An 18101-nucleotide genomic window follows, 5' to 3' on the forward strand; every position below is an offset into this window, starting at 1 on the left:
TTCCGACTTTAGACTATGAACTTACGCAGAGCAGGTCACACAACCTTCTTCCATCGAGCATGATGGGCCGGCTGGTATCTCGTCTGCTATTTGGTTAACCAGTTCAGGGATAACAGGGTCCATGTTTTTACCGCCCTGGTTCTCTACGGTGAATTTAACCGCTTGCGATGCTGCTTGGGTACGCAGGTAGTACATACCTGTCTTCAGGCCTTTCTTCCAGGCGTAGAAGTGCATCGAGGTCAGCTTGCTCGCGTTCGGCGAGTTGATGAACAAGTTCAACGATTGCGATTGGCAGATGTAAGCGCCACGGTCGGCAGCCATATCAATGATGTTACGCATCTTGATCTCCCAAACGGTTTTGTAAAGGTCTTTAAGATCTTGCGGGATCTCTGCAATATCCTGGATAGAACCGTTAGCACTAATGATCTTATCTTTCATACCACCGTTCCACAGGTTACGGTCAACCAAGTCGCGCAGTAAGTGTTTGTTCACGATCACAAACTCGCCACTCAATACACGGCGGGTATAAATATTTGAGGTGTATGGCTCAAAGCACTCGTTGTTACCCAAGATCTGCGAGGTAGATGCGGTCGGCATAGGCGCAACCAATAACGAGTTACGTACACCATGGTTCATTACGTCTAAACGTAAGTTCTCCCAATCCCAACGGCCGCTCTCCGGAGTAACACCCCACATATCAAACTGGAATTTACCTTTTGATAATGGCGAACCTTTAAAGGTTTCGTAAGCGCCTTCTTTAACGGCCAGATCTTTAGACGCGGTCATCGAAGCAAAGTAAATGGTCTCGAAGATATCCTTGTTCAGTTGTTTAGCCTCTTCGCTTTCAAATGGCATACGCAACAGGATAAAGGCATCAGCCAAACCTTGCACACCTAAACCGATAGGGCGGTGACGGAGGTTAGAGTATTCGGCTTCTTTAACCGGGTAGTAGTTATTATCAATGATCCTGTTCAGGTTCAAAGTAGCCTGGTAAGTTACCTCGTACAGTTTATCATGATCGAACACTCCGTTGATCACATAACGTGGCAAGGCTAAAGACGCCAGGTTACAAACCGCAACTTCTTTGTCTGATGTATACTCAATGATCTCGGTACAAAGGTTCGAGCTTTTGATAGTACCCAGGTTCTGTTGGTTAGATTTTGCGTTAGCAGCATCTTTATACAACAAGTACGGTGTACCGGTCTCTACTTGACTATCTAATACCGCGAACCAAAGTTCTTGTGCTTTGATGGTCTTACGGGCACGGCCTTCTCTTTCGTATTTGGTATATAGTTCAACAAATTCTTCGCTGTGGCACTCGGCTAAGCCTGGTGCTTCGTGCGGGCAGAATAAGCTCCAGTCCTCGTTAGCCTCAACGCGTTGCATGAACAGGTCAGACACCCACAGGGCGTAGAACAGGTCACGTGCACGCATCTCTTCTTTACCGTGGTTCTTACGCAAGTCCAGAAATTCGAAGATATCCGCATGCCAAGGCTCCAGGTAGATCGCGAAAGCGCCTTTACGCTTGCCACCACCCTGATCTACGTAACGTGCAGTATCGTTAAATACGCGCAGCATTGGGATGATACCGTTACTGGTACCATTAGTACCACTGATGTATGAGCCTGTTGCACGTACGTTGTGTATGCTCAAGCCAATGCCACCTGCGCTTTGTGATATCTTAGCGGTTTGCTTTAAGGTATCGTAAATGCCGTCTATACTGTCGTCTTTCATGGTCAACAAGAAACATGATGACATTTGCGGTTTGGGGGTACCCGCGTTAAACAGTGTAGGGGTTGCGTGTGTGAACCAGCGCTCGCTCATCAGGTTGTATGTTTTGATGGCGCTTGCGATATCGTCTTTATGGATACCTACCGATACACGCATAAATAAATGCTGCGGGCGTTCAGCTATTTTACCGTCCAACTTTAACAGGTATGATTTCTCAAGGGTTTTGAAACCAAAGTAATCAAAGCCAAAGTCGCGGTCATATATAATACTGCTATCCAGTTCTTCGGCGTTATCGCGAATGATCGCGTAAACGTCGTCGGCTAATAAAGCGGCGTTCTTACCGTTCTTAGGATCTACATATTCGTATAGATTCTTCATCGTTTCAGAGAACGACTTGATGGTATTTTTATGCAGGTTAGATACAGCTATACGCGATGCCAGTAACGCGTAATCGGGGTGCGTAGTGGTCAATGATGCTGCCGTCTCGGCTGCAAGGTTGTCTAATTCAGATGTGGTCACACCGTCAAACAAACCTTCAATTACTTTTTTAGCCACATCGATAGGGTCTACCAACGATGGAAAACCATAGCACAGTTTCTCTATCCGTGCGGTGATCTTGTCAAATTTTACGGATTCTTTTTTACCGTCTCTTTTTACTACGTACATTTTTTGTCCCCCTTTTTTTGTTCCGCTTTACCGGAACCTGTTTCTTGTTCTGTTAATTAACCCAGTATAAAGTGTGAAGGTTGGTTTTGTATTTCTTGTGATGATCAGTTTTCCACAGGTCTCTGGTTAACCGATCACCGTTCACTGTCTCTAAAAATCCTCGTCCAGTGAAAATGCTTTGCTGTCGGCACCGCCGGTGTTCATTACACCGCTTTTTTGATAGTCGCCTACACGTTTTTCAAAGAAGTTGGTTTTGCCTTGCAGCGATATCATCTCCATAAAGTCGAAGGGATTGGTAGCGCCGTATACTTTTGGATAACCCAGTTCGCCTAACCAACGGTCGGCCACAAATTCGATATATTGACTCATCAGCTTCGCGTTCATACCGATCAAGGCTACCGGTAAGGCATCGGTGATAAATTCTTTCTCGATCTCTACCGCGTCTTTAATAATGCCGGTAACTACCTCGGTGCTCAGCTTGTTCTCTAACATGCTGTACAACAAACAAGCAAACTCGCAGTGCGAACCTTCGTCGCGAGATATCAACTCGTTACTAAAGGTCAAGCCCGGCATTAAGCCGCGTTTCTTTAACCAAAAGATAGAGCAGAAACTACCCGAGAAGAAGATACCCTCAACAGCCGCAAATGCTACCAAACGCTCGGCAAATGTTCCGTTCTCTATCCAACGCATGGCCCAGTCCGCTTTTTTAGTTACACAAGGGATGGTGTCGATAGCGTGGAACAAACGGTCTTTTTCGGCCGGATCTTTTATATAAGTGTCGATCAGTAAAGCATAGGTCTCCGAGTGGATATTCTCCATCATGATCTGGAAACCATAGAAGCAACGCGCCTCGGGCAATTGCACCTCGCTCATAAAGTTTACGGCTAGGTTCTCGTTAACGATACCATCGCTTGCCGCAAAGAAAGCCAGGATGTGTGAGATGAAGTGGCGCTCGCCATCGTTCAGGTTATCCCAATGTTTCAGGTCGTCAGAAAGATCGATCTCTTCAGCGGTCCAAAAGCTTGCTTCCGACTTTTTGTACATCTCCCATATCGCGGGATATTTTATCGGAAGGATCACAAAGCGGTCCTTATTTTCTCTTAGTAATAGTTCGTTTTCCTGACTCATGTTTCGCCCTGTTTATCCTTAAACTTATATTTATTTCGTACCCCCACATTACAGCCGACAGTGCCGCCTCTGCTCTTTTTGTATCAAAAGCAGCTTACAAGGTTCTGACTTCTTTAAAATGTATAGGGTTTTAACATCCTTCGGCGACCGTTTGTGTGTTAACGCCTGATCATCATAACGTTAACAAAGTATTAGTAGATGTCGATAGCCGATCGAAGGACTGAAACAAATGTAGGGTCTCCGATCGATCCTTGTATGCCTAAGTTTTTCACATCATAGGCAAGTTATTAACGATCGATCGGATAATTTTTTGGCCGATCACAACCAAAAAGAATGTTGACAATTTGTTGAAAAAAGTATGACACAAAACATACCGATCCACCGTATAAAGTTTCTTATACTACCCGTGTATGTGATCCAGGATCAATGAGTTAGGCCTTTGCTGAAGTCGCAGACTTCAGTTCATCCATAGGCTTAAGTCACAGACTTAAGCCAGTGTTGCTAGTTGGTCAGATGGGTATTTTGCAAATACCTCATCTGACCGCTGTAAGGGCTTTTTTAACGTCAAAAGGCATCGTTTTGCGATGCCTTTTGACGTTGCTTTGAGGACTGGCTTCAGTTTAAAACTGAAGCCTTACAGATAAAAGCAAGTCTGTGACTTGCGATCCGCTACGACTCCCTGATCCAAATATTCCGATAGCTGATCGGCGGGCTCGGGTCACCGTGCGATTGCAATTTCAGCGGACCCACACCATGTTTACGGTAAACGTGTTTTGAGCCTGTCGACGTAAAACCACGGATCTCCTGATTATTTTGCACCATTACCCCGTTAAAGAAGACCGTAACACGGGCAGGCGTTTTCACCGTGCCATCCTCATTCCACTCGGGTTGGGTGTAGGCGATGTCATACACATTCCATTCCCCTGCTTTGCGGGCCGGGTTTACCAGCGGTGTAGCCTCGCGATAGATGCTGGCCGCCATGCCATTCGTATAGGTCTTGTTCTCGTTATTATAGGTATCCAACACCTGCAACTCATATTGGCCTTGTAAAAAGATACCGCTGTTGCCTTTCATTTGGCCTGTTTGTGTGATGCCTTCAGGGATCTTCCACTCAATGTGCAGCTGAAAATTGCCAAAGCTCTTTTTGGTTTGGATGTCGCCTTTGGATTTGTCTACGGTGAGGATGTCTTTGTCGATCTTCCAACCGGCTTGATCTTTGCCGTTGCCCGCTAACCATTCGTTCAGGTTCTTACCGTCGAATAGCACGATCGCGTCAGATGGTGCCGCACCTAAAGTTTTAGCCGGGGTGACCACGGCCGGGATCGGTTCAAATTTTTCAGCATTATCCGGGTTAGCCGATGTTTGGTTAGCCTCGCGGATATTGGCCTGACCAAAGGCCGTGGCCGATGCGCAGAGCAGAGCGGCGCTTAATAGGTAATTGAATTTCATAATCGTTTAGAGTGTTTGATAGTGTTTACCAAAGCTATGATATCGGTGGAATATCTTGCAAAATAATTTGCCAGGCGCAGAAATTACCCCTTATGAAAGCAACTACAAATAGCACTGCCATTACTTTCCCCTAATTTAGGGGAAGATCACAGACATCGCATTAGCACTAACTTTAATAAGGGGTAATTCCGTAGCGATCAGTATCGCATCCACTATCGCCAATTCTTTGTACTTTTGAACCCACACATGAAGAAGAAGAATTTCATCGGCAAGCTCTTATTAAAGATGACCTCTAAAACCGCTTATAAAAAGTATAAGTGGGATATGGTGAACTATCAGCAGAACGAACTTAACCAATACCTAATAGGCAATAATAAACTTACCGATCTTAATAAGATCAAAGCTGTTGCCGCCCAGCATGGTGAACTTAACCTGACCCATAGCGGCAATGCCGGCGATATTATTTACGCCCTGCCTACCATCAAGCGGATCTATCAGGAAACCAATGTGCCGATCAACTTCTTATTAAAATTAGGCCGCCCCATGAACCTGAGCAATTACAGCGAGCACTCTATGGGCAATGTAATGCTTAACCAAAAGACCGCCGACCTGATCAAGCCGCTGATCGAGGGCCAATCTTATATCAATAGCTGCCGCGTGTATAATAACGAGGTCATCCACATCGATCTTGACTTTTTCCGCTCAGGATTAGTGCCGCAGAACCGGGGTAACATCGCCCGTTGGTGCAGTTACATTACCGGCGCAAGTCCAAAGTTATACGAGCCTTGGTTGACGGTAGAGCCGGATGCTTCTTATAAAGACACCATCGTTTTAGCCCGCAGCGCCCGCTATCAAAATCAAAATATCGATCATAGCATTCTTGCCAAACACAAATTGGTATTTTTAGGCGTAGAAAGCGAATATAAAGCGATGAAAAAGCTCCTGCCCGATCTGCAATGGCAACCTGTAGATGACTTTTTGCACATGGCACGCATCATTGCCGGCAGCAAATTCTTTATCGGTAACCAATCTTTCCCGTACTCGATAGCAGAAGGTTTGAAAACGCCCCGCTTATTAGAGGTATCTTACGAAGTGATCAACGTAGTACCCGAAGGGCCGAATGGGTATGATTTCCTTTTCCAGGAGCATTTTGCGAGTTTGGTAGAGGAACTATCGCGGTAGACTAACCACAAAGGGCACAAAGTTTTTCACAAAGGACACAAAGCCTTGCATCGTCAACATGCAAGGCTTTGTGTCCTTTGTGTTTTTCCTTCTTTGTGCCCTTTGTGGTTAAATAAAACTCAACCTCAGGCCCTCGGGTTATCTCTGTTCTTGTATTTATACACAAGGTACCTCACCCATATTTTAGGACCAAAATTCCGCAGGATCAACCAGGCCTTGTCGCGTTGGAAGGGTTTGTCGATCGTAACGCCGGACAGCCCGGTGTGATCAAAATCGCAAATGGTGTACTCTTTATAAACGAAGTGGTAATTTTTATCGCCGCTCAAAACTAACGTCAAAGCAAAATCGGCAGAGATACGGTACTTTAAGTTATAACGATATTTTTTAAATACCGATGCCGGGTAGATCATGGCTTGATGGTAAACGCCAAACTTAGCCATGCGGTAACGTGTACCAATGTTTCCGCTGCGTTTGGCGCCGTCGGCAAATACGTTGGCGTAGTAAATGGCGGTCGGGTCGGTCAGTTCATGCACCATGTCAGAGAAAGCGGGCAGCATTACATCATCGGCACCGATAAAGTACACCCGGTCGCCGGTTATGCGGTCCAGGCCTTTGTTCATGGCATCGTACACACCCTTATCTTTTTCGATGGTCAGCGAGGCGATCTTTTCTTTATTGGCCAGCAGGATATCGGTAGTACCGTCGGTACTTTTACCGTCGACAACAATGATCTCGATATTAGGATATGCTTGCGCATAAATGCTATCCAGCGTACGCTGCACCGTTTTGGCAGCGTTGAAGGTCACCATGATCACCGATATTTTTGAAGGGTTGACAGCCATGGCGTAAAATTATAAAAAGAACAGCGATGTAGCACCTCATAATTATCTGGCGTTACGCTTACAAACCTGCTACAATATATATCCGCTATATCTGTTAACTTTGCAGAATTAATATTTTAAATGAAGACATACTTTAGGCTGCTTTCTTTTGCAAAACCCATAGAGAAATTTGCCATCCCTTATATTTTAGCTACAATCATTACTGTGGTATTCGGAACGCTGAACCTGGCGTTGCTGGCACCGTTACTAACGGTGTTAAATGATAAGGTACACACACCTGTACCTGAGCCAGAGCACTGGACCCAGATCACAAAAATGATGAACTATTATGTTTACCGCGCCTCTTTAAGCGAAGACAAATTCGCTGCCCTAAAATTTGTATGCGGTATCATCGTAGCGTCGGTCTTATTAAGTAACGCATCGCGTTATTTTGCACAAAGAATAATCGAAAGCCTACGTATCCATATTTTATTAAAGCTGCGCAGGGTGGTATTTAACAATGTGATGGACATGCACATGGGCTTTTTTAATAATGAGCGTAAAGGCGATATTATGACTAAGATCGCCTCTGATGTGCAGGTGGTACAATATTCAGTAACGGGTACATTACAGGTGGTTTTTAAAGAACCTTTGCAATTGATTGCCTATATGGTCATGCTGCTTATCATATCTGTTAAGCTGACCTTATTTTCTTTGTTAGTAGTGCCAATAGGTGGTTTTATTATATCGCGCATCGTAAAAAAATTGAAGAGCCAGGCCGTAGCCTCGCAAGAGACCTATGGTAACATGATCACTTATCTTGACGAAGCTCTTTCAGGAATGAAGATAGTGAAAGCCTTCAATGCCACAGGCTTTATAAAAAAACGCTTCGACGAGCAGAATACCAAATATTCAAAAATAACCCGCTCTATGGCTAACAGGCAGCAGTCTGCTTCTCCTGTATCCGAATTTTTAGGTGTAGCCATGGTTGCAGGTATTGTTCTTTATGGAGGTAGCGAGGTCCTAAATGGTTCTTCTACACTTACATCAGAAGAGTTTATCGCTTACATAGCGCTTTTCTCGCAGATCATGCGCCCTGCTAAGGCTATGTCAGATTCGTTCAGCAATATCCACTCCGGTATCGTAGCCGGTGGCCGTGTGCTGGAACTGATAGACGAAAAACCAGCCATTGTTGACGCTCCGGACGCTATTGCCATTACCGATTTTAAAGAAGGTATCGAACTTAAGAACGTGGAGTTCGGCTACCCTAACCGCCCGGTGTTAAAGGGCATTAACCTCACCATCCCTAAGGGCAAAACCGTGGCTCTGGTAGGACCATCCGGCGGTGGTAAATCTACCTTAATGGACCTGATCCCGCGCTTTATTGAACCGCAAAGCGGCGAGGTATTGATAGACGGACAAAACCTTAACAAGTTGCAGACCGAGTCGGTACGCTCGTTATTAGGCACGGTGAACCAGGAATCGATATTATTTAACGATACTATATTCAACAACATCGCCTTTGGTAAACCCGATGCCACCATGGAGCAAGTTGAAACCGCGGCCAAGATAGCCAATGCCCATAACTTCATCATAGAGACCGAGAATAGTTACCAAACCAACACCGGCGACCGCGGTGTTAAACTGAGCGGTGGCCAGCGCCAGCGTTTATGTATCGCCCGCGCTATATTGAATAACCCGCCGATCATGCTATTGGACGAGGCTACATCGGCACTGGATACCGAATCGGAGAAATTGGTGCAGGATGCCCTGAACAACCTGATGAAGAACCGCACCTCGCTCATTATTGCCCACCGTTTAAGCACTATCCAAAGTGCCGATATCATTGTGGTATTAGAGGACGGTAACATTGTAGAGCAAGGCACCCATCTGGAGCTGATGGCTAATAATGGTTTATACCGCAAGCTGATCGAAATGCAAACTTTTCAAAGCTAAGCCCGAGATATATGAAGCCGCTACGCATCCTGTTCGACCATCAAATATTCTCGGTACAGCGTTACGGGGGCATATCGCGCTATTTTAATAACCTTGATGAAAGCCTGGACCTGCTGCCCAACGTGGACAGTAAGATAGCGGCCGTATATTCAGAGAATGCCTATATCGACAACGATGAAGTATTGCTGAACAACGCCCTTGGTCGCAGAATATTTAAGGGGCATCAAAGCCGCATTTATCGTTGGAACAGGCGCTATTCATCGCTGAGGATCCGGAACAATAATTTCGATGTGTTCCACCCCACCTATTACGATCCATATTTTCTGGATGATCTGAAAAAGCCATTTGTGCTGACCGTGCACGACATGATCCACGAAGTAATGGAGGATCAGTTCACGGATAATAACCAGGTGATCCCGCAAAAGAAACTGTTGATAGAAAAGGCCACGGCGGTGATCGCCATATCCGAATACACCAAAAGCGACATCATCAAATTTTATCCCGAAGCTGAAAGCAAGATCAGGGTCATCCACCACGGCTTTGAGTACGTACCGTCGGGTGTAGGGCGTTTATCCTTACCCGGGCGCTATATCCTGTTTGTTGGTGAGCGTTATTTCTACAAAAACTTTGTAGGGATGGCTAAAGCCATTGCCCCGCTATTGAATGCCGACCCAACGCGACAACTCATCTGCACCGCAGGTGGCAATTTCACAGATGAGGAGCTGGTTTTATTTGATCAGCTGAAGATCAAACAGCAATGCCGCCAGATCAACGCCAGCGATGCGGAGTTGCATCAGCTGTACCGCCAGGCTTTGGTGTTTGTGTTCCCTTCTTTCTCCGAAGGATTTGGTTTCCCTCTGTTAGAAGCCTTCACTGCAGGTTGCCCCGTAGCCGCCAGCGACAATAGTTGCTTCCCCGAAATTGGTGGCGACGCTGCGGCATATTTTGATCCGAATAATGACGAAAGCATCCGCGAAACAGTAAGCAAACTATTAACCGACGAAGGCCTGCGCCAAACTCTTATAGAAAACGGTTACGAGCGGCTAAAGCAATTCACCGTGCAGAAATGCGTGAATGAGACGTTGGAATTATATAGAGAGTTGGCGAAGTAAGCCGTCCTTTCATATCCTTATAAAGAAGGATCGCTGTAGTAGTAATTAGATCTATAACATTTCCGGGTGATCTACATTTAGTTGACGAGCAAGATGGATCATTTTTTGAGGGGTATTCAAATTGTTTTTGACATCCTCAATTTTTAAATTGTTGTTTTTACTCTTAAAAAGGAATGTCTTAAAATCGAATTTATTGGCCTCTGCATTAAATTCGTCCGGATGCTTTTTAGCTAAGTCTGCTGTAAACTCATCTATGTTATTTTTTAACGCGACGGTTAAATTCTCGAGTGCTAATACCCAATTTTTGAGTTGATCTAAAAAATCCCGCACTTCGGCATCTTCTACAAAAGACAACTTTTCAAGTTGTTTATTGATCGCGGCGAATTCCATATTTAGCCAATCCTTTGACTTTAACACCGGGATCTGCCATTGCATTTGCTCGGACCTCCAATAGTCTTTTTCAGACTTCACCTGATGGATAATAAAGCCGGGTATCTCTATCGCCGTTAAATATCCGCCGTGGCACGCCCCTGTGTCTATCCCGTAGGTATTGTTTTTGATTAAAGGCCGATCACCTACCACACGATGGCCGTAGATAATGGGTTTGTAGCCTTTGTAATGATCGATCCAATCAGAGTCGGCCCCATACTTCTTCTCTAAATATCGCTCCCCGGAGGTTGATCCGCTAAGCACCTCATCTTTTTGATCTTTTAGTGATCTGTCATGCTCAAAGGCAGCATGAACTACAATAGCTTCTTCTATCTCATAGGAGTAACTTAGTGCAGCTATCTTATCTAAAAATGGTTGATAATCCGGCCCGAACTGCACTTTTACAATTTCCTGGGCATAGCTCAGTACGCCGTTAACATGTTTCCGCTCGTGATTGCCGGTTAAAACTTTGGAGTTGGGTCTGTTAAGAAAGTATTCGTAAACATCTTTTGACCTGTTACCCCGGTCAACGATATCGCCGACAGAAACAAGCAGATCTTCAGGGGCTAAACCTACCTTTTCAATAAGTGCCATCAATTCTTCAAAGCACCCGTGTATGTCCCCGATAACGAAAGTTCGTTGCATATATCCAACATATAAAAAACAATGGCAGCGATCGACGGAATATCAAACTAAAAGCGCAACGGACGCAAAGCTATGCAAATTGCAATCAATGGATCTCTGTGTCTTTTGTGAAAGTCTTAGTGCCCTCTGTGGTTAAAATAACAAAAACTACTTACTCAACTTCCCTTTTATATACTTCCAATCACGCTCTAACAAACCCTCGCGTTTGCCGTACAGTTTCTGCTCAGTCTTGCGTACCAGCTTTTTGGCTTTGCGGATCAGGAATGGGTCCTTATCGGACTTGACCGGGTTTTTGCTGAACTTTTGCTTAGTAAATAAATGCAGCGACTTGCCATCGGTATAAAAATTATAACCCAGTTTATCAGCCAGGTATTTTAAAGACGGCTCGTTAAACAACGATAAATGCTGGCCGGTCTCGGGGATAAAATACCACCGATCGTTCACGTCGTCCAATTTTTCGGGTTGTAGCTCGGTAGTAAAAAGCAGGTTATCACTATAGGCAAGCATTTCTTTAATGCCAGCTATCGGGTCTGGTAAATGCTCGAACACCTCGAACGCGGTAGCGATTTCAAATTTAGTATCGGCGGGCAGATCGGTCAGGTCAAAATACTCGGCAAAGATGTTTTTGCAGTACTTATCCTTCTATTTTATTTATACAATGCCATTTCCTTTGCGATGACCTCGTTAGCCAAAGCATCGTCATCAGCATGAAACAAGCACACATCATAATACGGGAAAGCCCCGTCTTTATTATTCATATAAGTGTATAGTTGCTGCAACTGCAGGGTATTACTCAGTGTGGTGCTGATGAGCAATTTGCCATAGTTATCATAAAAAATGGCTGTATTATACCCCATCTGCTGTAGGTTGGTTAAGGTATTATTGCCTTGGGGATCCAGCTCTTCCAGATAGGCGGCATCGTACTCAAAAAACAGTACCGGTTTGTCCTTACGGATCATATTGTAACTGCCGCGTAGTATCTTAAAGTCAAAGCCATCGGTATCGGTCTTTAACAGCTTAATGGTGTCAAACTTTTCGGCAACAGCAACGGTGTCCAGCTTTTTAACCTCGGTCTGTTTGCCTTCGTCCAGGTTCATTTTGGCCGTGCCACGGTCAGATTCTACAAAACCAGCCTCTATCACATCCTGCTCACTCAAAAAAGTGAAGATGCATTTGGCATTGGTAAACTGCTCCAGGTTACGTTGCAATAAGGCAAAGTATGATGCCTCGCCCTCTATCAGGTAAACAAATTGATCAACACCTGCACTGCGCAATAGGGCTATCGTATCGCCGATATTGGCACCAACATCTACAATGCCATATTTAGGGTACTTGTTCTCGATGTATTTAGCAATGCGGGCTAAATTGCGCGAGTAGTAGTTAAACTTGGTTAGGTAATCCTCTATGGGGTGCTGGTTATCGGCCAGTAACTGGTAGTTGCCCACCTTCACCTGTTTGATGCCTTTTTTATTTTTTTTGCGTTCCCTAAAATATCGTCTTAATCCCATGGGTGGTTCAGTGTTATTTGGCCGTTACATTATTACCAATGACCCATTTGAAACTGGTGCGGTTTATCCCCTTAACAATGCCGAGCGTGAGCAAATATACGATCAAAAATCGGGAGTACTGATAAACGAATAAGCCCGCCGCGCTCATCTGAGTTACAGCCGGCACATTAAAATGGATCAGTATCTCGCCCAACACATTATAGATAATGATATAGTGCACCAGATAGATACCGTAAGTAGTTTCGCGCGGTTTAAAATAGCTTACCAGATCTAAATTTTTGATCTTCACCAACAACCCAAAGGCGATAAGCGAATAAATGATATTGCTGATGCGTAAAGTATTGAACGGGTCTACGCTACCGTGACTGGTCAGCAACCTTATTTCGGCAAGGGCCAAACATAAGGCAATTAAAAACAAGGTCACAAATACCCAAATGGGTGCCGATAGGATACGCCGCTCTACAAAGTCCCAATTTTTATGCAGTTGCGCGCCCAGCCACAAAAAGAACACAAACCCGAATAAAGCCGTGGTATGCACCGGAAAGATCCACTCGTTATAGATATTTACACTATAAAAAAGCGTACAAAGCATCAGACCTGCGCCCAACTGCCATTTATAAAGCACTTTTTTAAAGATGAGCAGCATACCGATACAGATCAAAAAATTGATAATGAACCAGTAGTTAGAATCGAGGTAAACGATCTTTAGGGTATGCAGCAACTGCGCCCAGAAGTCGAAAGGATCATGATAGATCCGCAAGGCCAATACCGCCTCGCGGATCATGACAGCCACCAAAAACACCAGCGACCAAATGATCCACGGCTTAAAAGTACTTTTGAACCTGCGGCCCAGATACTGCCCCGGCGTGTATTCGGCAAACTTATCGCCCAATAAAAAGCCCGCCATCAAAAAGAAAGTGATAGTACCAAATTTGGCTATCTGAATATTGAACCCATACACCCAAAAGTTAGCATCGTAACCTTTGAACAAATTATCGCCCAGCGAGAAAGCATGATCGGCCACAATGCTCATCATGGCAATGCACCTAATGTTATCTATAAAAGTATAATTACGTTTGGCCGGCGCACTATTCCCTAAATTCTGCTGCATGCTTTAATCTGTTCCCTTGCTTTTTTGCAGTTGCAAAAGTAAGCATCTATGTTGATATGTGGGTGTAACACTTATCTTCCATCAAACAACAACGGCCCGCCATAAGGCAAGCCGCTGTTAAAAACTACAACATTTAACACATTAAAAGAATTTGAAACCCAAACCGATCTGAAATACCTGGTTACGGTATTGCGGCACATAAGTAACGCGATCGCGGTTGGTACTTTGCAGATCCAGGGTGTAACGGCCACGTAACTCCACATTCGGGCTAAGATCTATACCCACACCTACTACCCCACCGATCAGCGCTTTGTTATAACCATCAGCATCGCGGGTGTAAACATCCTCGCGAATGGTGGTGAAACCGTTGCGGTAGATATTTTGGGTAGACATCAGGAACGATATCTGCGGACCTACCACAACGTTAAATTGCGGGGCCAGTTTCAACTTGGCCAGCAACGGCACATCGATAAAATGGTTGCGCTGGGTAAAATCACCATCGATAGTGGCAGCGCGGTAACCTTTTTGCGAATACAATACCTCACCCTCAAAACTTAGCGGTTTAATGATCGGCACATCTAAACTCAGACCGATATTCAATCCGGCCTTAGTATCAGTATCAAAACGCGAATCGTTAACATCTACCACGTTGGAAAGATTGACACCGCCCACGATGCCGAATTTCACCTTATTGTAATCGTCGTTAACACGGCGTTGGCTTGATGCCGGGTAACGGCGTGGTGCCGGATAACGGCGTTGAGCTATGGCCGAGATGCTGGTAAGTAATGCTATCGCTAAAAATAAAGTCGACTTTTTCATGTTCGTTTTTCTAAGTATCAATAAACTGTTTAATGCTATAGAGCGGCACTTTTGCCAAAGGTTTATTAAGCAAGCGTTAAATTTTTGTCGCCCGGCAAACTAAACAAGGCGTTATGTTATTTTGTTTACTTTTGAACAAGCTATGAGAATACTAAGATCCGCCCTATTAATTTTATCCGCTTCTGCCTTCGGTAGCACTGTTTTCGCGCAAACGCCCGGTTTTTTATCCGGCAACCAAAAGCAGCAGCACTGGGTCGATTCTGTATTTCATAAACTTACCCGCAAGCAAAAAGTACAGCAGCTATTTTTTGTGCGCGCGCATACCAATTTGCCGCAACGCTATCAGGATTCGGTAGGCCGGGTGATCCACGATGAACATTTGGGTGGGGTGGTTTTCTTCCAAGGTGGCCCAGGCCGCCAGGCCGAGCTAACCAATAAATACCAGGCATTATCAAAAGTACCTTTGCTGATATCCATAGATGGTGAATGGGGTTTAGGCATGCGTTTAGATTCGACGATATCCTACCCTTACCAGATGACGCTGGGTGCCATACAGAATCGCGCCATCATCAAAAAAATGGGTGAATATGTTGCGTACGACCTTAAACGCCTGGGCATCCACATGAATTTTGCCCCGGTGATGGACGTGAACAACAACCCCAACAACCCGGTGATCAACTATCGCTCTTTTGGTGATGATAAGCATAACGTAGCACAAAAAGGCATTGCCTATATGCAGGGTATGCAAGATGGCGGCATCCTCACCACAGCTAAACACTTCCCTGGCCATGGCGATACGGATGTGGATTCGCATTATGATCTGCCGCAGTTAAAATTTGACAAGGCACGTTTGGATTCGCTGGAGATGTATCCGTTCCGCGAGGCCATCAAAGCGGGCTTAAGCGGCGTAATGATCGCCCATATGAATATCCCGGCGCTGGATAACACCAAAAATGTGCCGTCCACCCTCTCCCGCCCCATCATTACCGGTGTACTGAAAGATTCGTTAAAGTTTAAAGGATTAATCGTGTCCGATGCGATGGAAATGAAGGGCGTTGTGAAATTCTTCCCTAATGGTTTGGCCGATGTAAAAGCATTTATTGCCGGTAACGATATCCTCGAACTATCCGAGAACTCGGCCCGGGCAGTAACCATGATCAAAAAGGCCATCCGCCACCACGAAGTTGATGAGAAAGAACTTGACGAAAAAGTTAAAAAAGTATTAGCCGCTAAATATTGGGCGGGCTTGAACCATTACAAACCATCATTAGCTGTTGGCGTGTTTGATGACCTTAACCGCCCGGAAGCCTACGCCCTGCAACAGGAACTGGCCGACAAAGCCATTACCCTGCTAAAAGGTGATACCACTTTACAAAAGCTGGATCCGCTGAAACATACCGCCATCGTATCTATCGGCGTGCCCGAAAAGACCGTTTTTCAGCAAGAGCTTTGCAGCAATTTTAAGGATGCTAAAATGTTCATCATCCCTAAAGATGTATCGGCCCCTAACATGAGCGCCTACCTGAAAGAGTTGAAGGGCTTTGACCAGGTGATCGTAGGCCTGCACGATAACCGCAACCGCCCGGCCAGTAAAATAGATTACCCAAGCAACCTTAAACTAATGATAGCCGATCTTGCCGCTTTGCCTAATGTAGTGATGAGCTTATTTGCCAATCCGTACACCATAGCCGGTATGCCGGGTATCGAAAAAAGCTCGGCCCTTTTGGCTTGCTACCAAAAAGAGGCCTTTATGCAACGTGCCGCCGCCAAGGTGATCACCAGCAAGATCAAAGCCGCGGGTAAATTGCCGGTGAGCGTAAATACCTATTTCCCTACCGGTTCGGGTATTGTTTTTGGTGATGTAATGCCGTAAATTTGGGTATGGGGGCATTGAATGATCAATTTAAGTTACACGAAAGTTCTACGGATGATCGTGATTAGGAATTTTGGAATAGCTTGCCAGATCAGGCGATCAAAGGTATTGAACGTTCCCGCCAACAAGTAAGGGAAGGAAAATTAACTCCGCACGAAGAGGTGATGATTAAATATCAAAAGTACTTATGAGAAAGATAGTACCCGTCGTAAGACAAGCTAAACTCAAAGAGATAGACGAGAAACAAGAGGATCTTAAATATTGGCTTTCGAGACCAGTGGTTGAGCGGCTTGCAGCAGTAACTCAACTCATACAGTTCAGCAAAAGTCCCGGACAACGCATGGATAAAACGGTTGTTAGTCAAAGACGATTGCATCCATGAATTTTGAGAAAGATTTTCAGGATTTCGTTCACCTATTGAATGAATACCACATCGACTATATGGTAGTTGGTGGCTATGCCTTAGCTTTTCATGGGCAACCACGCCATACGGGTGACCTTGATATTTGGATAGCGATATCCGAATCGAACGCCAACAAAATGGTATCAGTACTTAGGGATTTCGGATTAGCATCTTTAGGATTAGAAAAATCAGATTTTCTTGATCAGGGGCTGATCACTCAGTTGGGTTATCCCCCATTGCGCATAGACATCTTGAATGAGATAGATGGAGTAACTTTTAATGAAGCCTACCTTAACAAACAAGTTTTTGATGTTGATGGCTTAAAGATCAGTTACATAGGTTTAGACGACCTGATAAAAAACAAATTATCCAGCGGACGCCGTCAGGATATCACCGATGTAGTGACACTTAATAAACTCAAAAAATAGCCCCCCCTCACGGCCTCACCTCAATCAACGTCCCTTCAGCAACGTTATCAAACAGCTTATCCATATCGTCATTCTGCATGGCTATGCAGCCGGCGGTCCAATCTTTAGCTTTAATTTTATTGGGTTTTGTGCCGTGAATCAAGATGCTCATGCCCGGTTTTTTGCCTTGCGATGCGGCATATGCCTTCTCTTGCTTATTGGGATAGGATAGCAGGAAACTTTTGTAATAGGCATCGCCACGGGTGTATTTTACATCGAGGGTGTAAGTGCCCTCGGGCGTTTTACCGTCGCCCTCAAATTGTTTTTTGCCGACGGGTTGCATGCCTAACTCTATATGGAACGTTTTAACGTCCTTGCCTTGCCTTTGCAGGATGAGTTGGCGTTGGCTTTTCAGTACCAGCACTCTATCCACCTGGTTAAGAATCTTGGCCAATGCCTTTAATTTTACTTGCGGATCTTGGATAGTATCGGGTCTAAATGCAGCCCATCTGGATAGCCGGGCTACAATGCCGGTATCACGTTTAAGCGTGTCGCGTGCACCCTCGGTAAAACGCATTAAGCGCCACACGCCACGGTCCTGAAAGATGAAACCCTCGTGGTTGAAAACGATCGGCAGATACTGCGCGAATTTGAGCGGATTGCCTATGGCATCACGAACAATAATGGAGGTATCCATATCGGCCGGGAGCTGATCCATAAATTTATCATCCCATTTGATGCCTATATTTAATGCCGCATACGTGCCGGGGATGACCCGTGGCTGTGCCTTGTACCAGGCGCAAAAACCGATGGCGGCAACCAGTAAAAATATCAATCCGAATATCCGCATAGCTAATATCA

At 45.1% G+C, this 18101-nt stretch carries 15 protein-coding genes; 5 read left to right on the top strand and 10 right to left on the bottom strand.

Annotated elements, in window-relative coordinates; genetic code table 11:
* Window positions 1–21 precede the first annotated feature (21 nt).
* The 3 genes from IRJ16_RS10640 to IRJ16_RS10650 all read right to left on the bottom strand — a co-directional run bounded on the left by IRJ16_RS10640 (window position 22) and on the right by IRJ16_RS10650 (window position 4974).
* Window positions 22–2397: a ribonucleoside-diphosphate reductase subunit alpha gene (locus tag IRJ16_RS10640; RefSeq protein ID WP_194111512.1), complete on the bottom strand. Its 2376-nt coding sequence runs from the start codon at window positions 2395–2397 to the stop codon at window positions 22–24.
* A gap of 150 nt (window positions 2398–2547) precedes the next feature.
* Entirely contained in the window at window positions 2548–3525 is a 978-nt protein-coding gene (locus tag IRJ16_RS10645) for a ribonucleoside-diphosphate reductase small subunit (protein WP_194111513.1), read from the bottom strand.
* Window positions 3526–4194: 669 nt separating this feature from the next.
* A complete protein-coding gene (locus tag IRJ16_RS10650) occupies window positions 4195–4974 on the bottom strand; it encodes a 3-keto-disaccharide hydrolase (protein WP_194111514.1) in 780 nt (259 codons plus the stop codon).
* Window positions 4975–5220: 246 nt separating this feature from the next.
* Here IRJ16_RS10650 and IRJ16_RS10655 point away from each other — a divergent pair, with 246 nt between their 5' ends.
* A complete protein-coding gene (locus tag IRJ16_RS10655) occupies window positions 5221–6156 on the top strand; it encodes a hypothetical protein (protein ID WP_194111515.1) in 936 nt (311 codons plus the stop codon).
* Window positions 6157–6281: 125 nt separating this feature from the next.
* Here IRJ16_RS10655 and IRJ16_RS10660 read toward each other — a convergent pair whose 3' ends face one another.
* Window positions 6282–6998 carry a glycosyltransferase gene (locus IRJ16_RS10660; RefSeq protein WP_194111516.1) on the bottom strand — a complete coding sequence of 239 codons (717 nt, stop codon included), beginning with the start codon at window positions 6996–6998 and terminating at the stop codon, window positions 6282–6284.
* A 120-nt stretch (window positions 6999–7118) separates the two neighbouring features.
* Here IRJ16_RS10660 and IRJ16_RS10665 point away from each other — a divergent pair, with 120 nt between their 5' ends.
* Window positions 7119–8933, top strand: a complete 1815-nt coding sequence (locus IRJ16_RS10665) for an ABC transporter ATP-binding protein (protein ID WP_194111517.1) — start codon at window positions 7119–7121, stop codon at window positions 8931–8933.
* Window positions 8934–8944: 11 nt separating this feature from the next.
* A complete protein-coding gene (locus tag IRJ16_RS10670; protein WP_194111518.1) occupies window positions 8945–10045 on the top strand; it encodes a glycosyltransferase family 4 protein in 1101 nt (366 codons plus the stop codon).
* A 51-nt stretch (window positions 10046–10096) separates the two neighbouring features.
* On the opposite strand, the gene IRJ16_RS10675 is transcribed toward IRJ16_RS10670, so the two are convergent.
* The 5 genes from IRJ16_RS10675 to IRJ16_RS10695 all read right to left on the bottom strand — a co-directional run bounded on the left by IRJ16_RS10675 (window position 10097) and on the right by IRJ16_RS10695 (window position 14557).
* On the bottom strand, window positions 10097–11119 hold the full coding sequence (locus IRJ16_RS10675; protein WP_194111519.1) for a metallophosphoesterase: 1023 nt from the start codon (window positions 11117–11119) through the stop codon (window positions 10097–10099).
* A gap of 147 nt (window positions 11120–11266) precedes the next feature.
* Window positions 11267–11740 carry a methyltransferase domain-containing protein gene (locus IRJ16_RS10680; RefSeq protein WP_394355214.1) on the bottom strand — a complete coding sequence of 158 codons (474 nt, stop codon included), beginning with the start codon at window positions 11738–11740 and terminating at the stop codon, window positions 11267–11269.
* A 26-nt stretch (window positions 11741–11766) separates the two neighbouring features.
* Window positions 11767–12627 (bottom strand): FkbM family methyltransferase, encoded by an 861-nt coding sequence (locus IRJ16_RS10685; RefSeq protein WP_194111521.1) that lies wholly within the window; start codon window positions 12625–12627, stop codon window positions 11767–11769.
* A gap of 13 nt (window positions 12628–12640) precedes the next feature.
* A complete protein-coding gene (locus tag IRJ16_RS10690; protein WP_194111522.1) occupies window positions 12641–13738 on the bottom strand; it encodes an acyltransferase family protein in 1098 nt (365 codons plus the stop codon).
* Between the two features lie 141 nt (window positions 13739–13879).
* The gene (locus IRJ16_RS10695; protein ID WP_194111523.1) at window positions 13880–14557 is read right to left on the bottom strand and encodes a porin family protein; all 678 of its coding nucleotides are present in this window, start codon (window positions 14555–14557) and stop codon (window positions 13880–13882) included.
* A 142-nt stretch (window positions 14558–14699) separates the two neighbouring features.
* On the opposite strand from IRJ16_RS10695, the gene IRJ16_RS10700 reads away from it, so the two are divergent.
* Together IRJ16_RS10700 and IRJ16_RS10705 are read left to right on the top strand one after the other, a co-directional pair.
* On the top strand, window positions 14700–16430 hold the full coding sequence (locus IRJ16_RS10700) for a glycoside hydrolase family 3 protein (RefSeq protein ID WP_194111524.1): 1731 nt from the start codon (window positions 14700–14702) through the stop codon (window positions 16428–16430).
* 378 nt (window positions 16431–16808) lie between these two features.
* Window positions 16809–17261, top strand: a complete 453-nt coding sequence (locus tag IRJ16_RS10705; protein ID WP_194111525.1) for a nucleotidyltransferase — start codon at window positions 16809–16811, stop codon at window positions 17259–17261.
* A 7-nt stretch (window positions 17262–17268) separates the two neighbouring features.
* On the opposite strand, the gene IRJ16_RS10710 is transcribed toward IRJ16_RS10705, so the two are convergent.
* A complete protein-coding gene (locus IRJ16_RS10710) occupies window positions 17269–18090 on the bottom strand; it encodes a L,D-transpeptidase family protein (RefSeq protein WP_194111526.1) in 822 nt (273 codons plus the stop codon).
* Window positions 18091–18101: the final 11 nt, after the last annotated feature.

This window comes from Mucilaginibacter myungsuensis (genome assembly GCF_015222005.1).
GTDB classification, from domain to species: Bacteria; Bacteroidota; Bacteroidia; order Sphingobacteriales; family Sphingobacteriaceae; genus Mucilaginibacter; species Mucilaginibacter myungsuensis.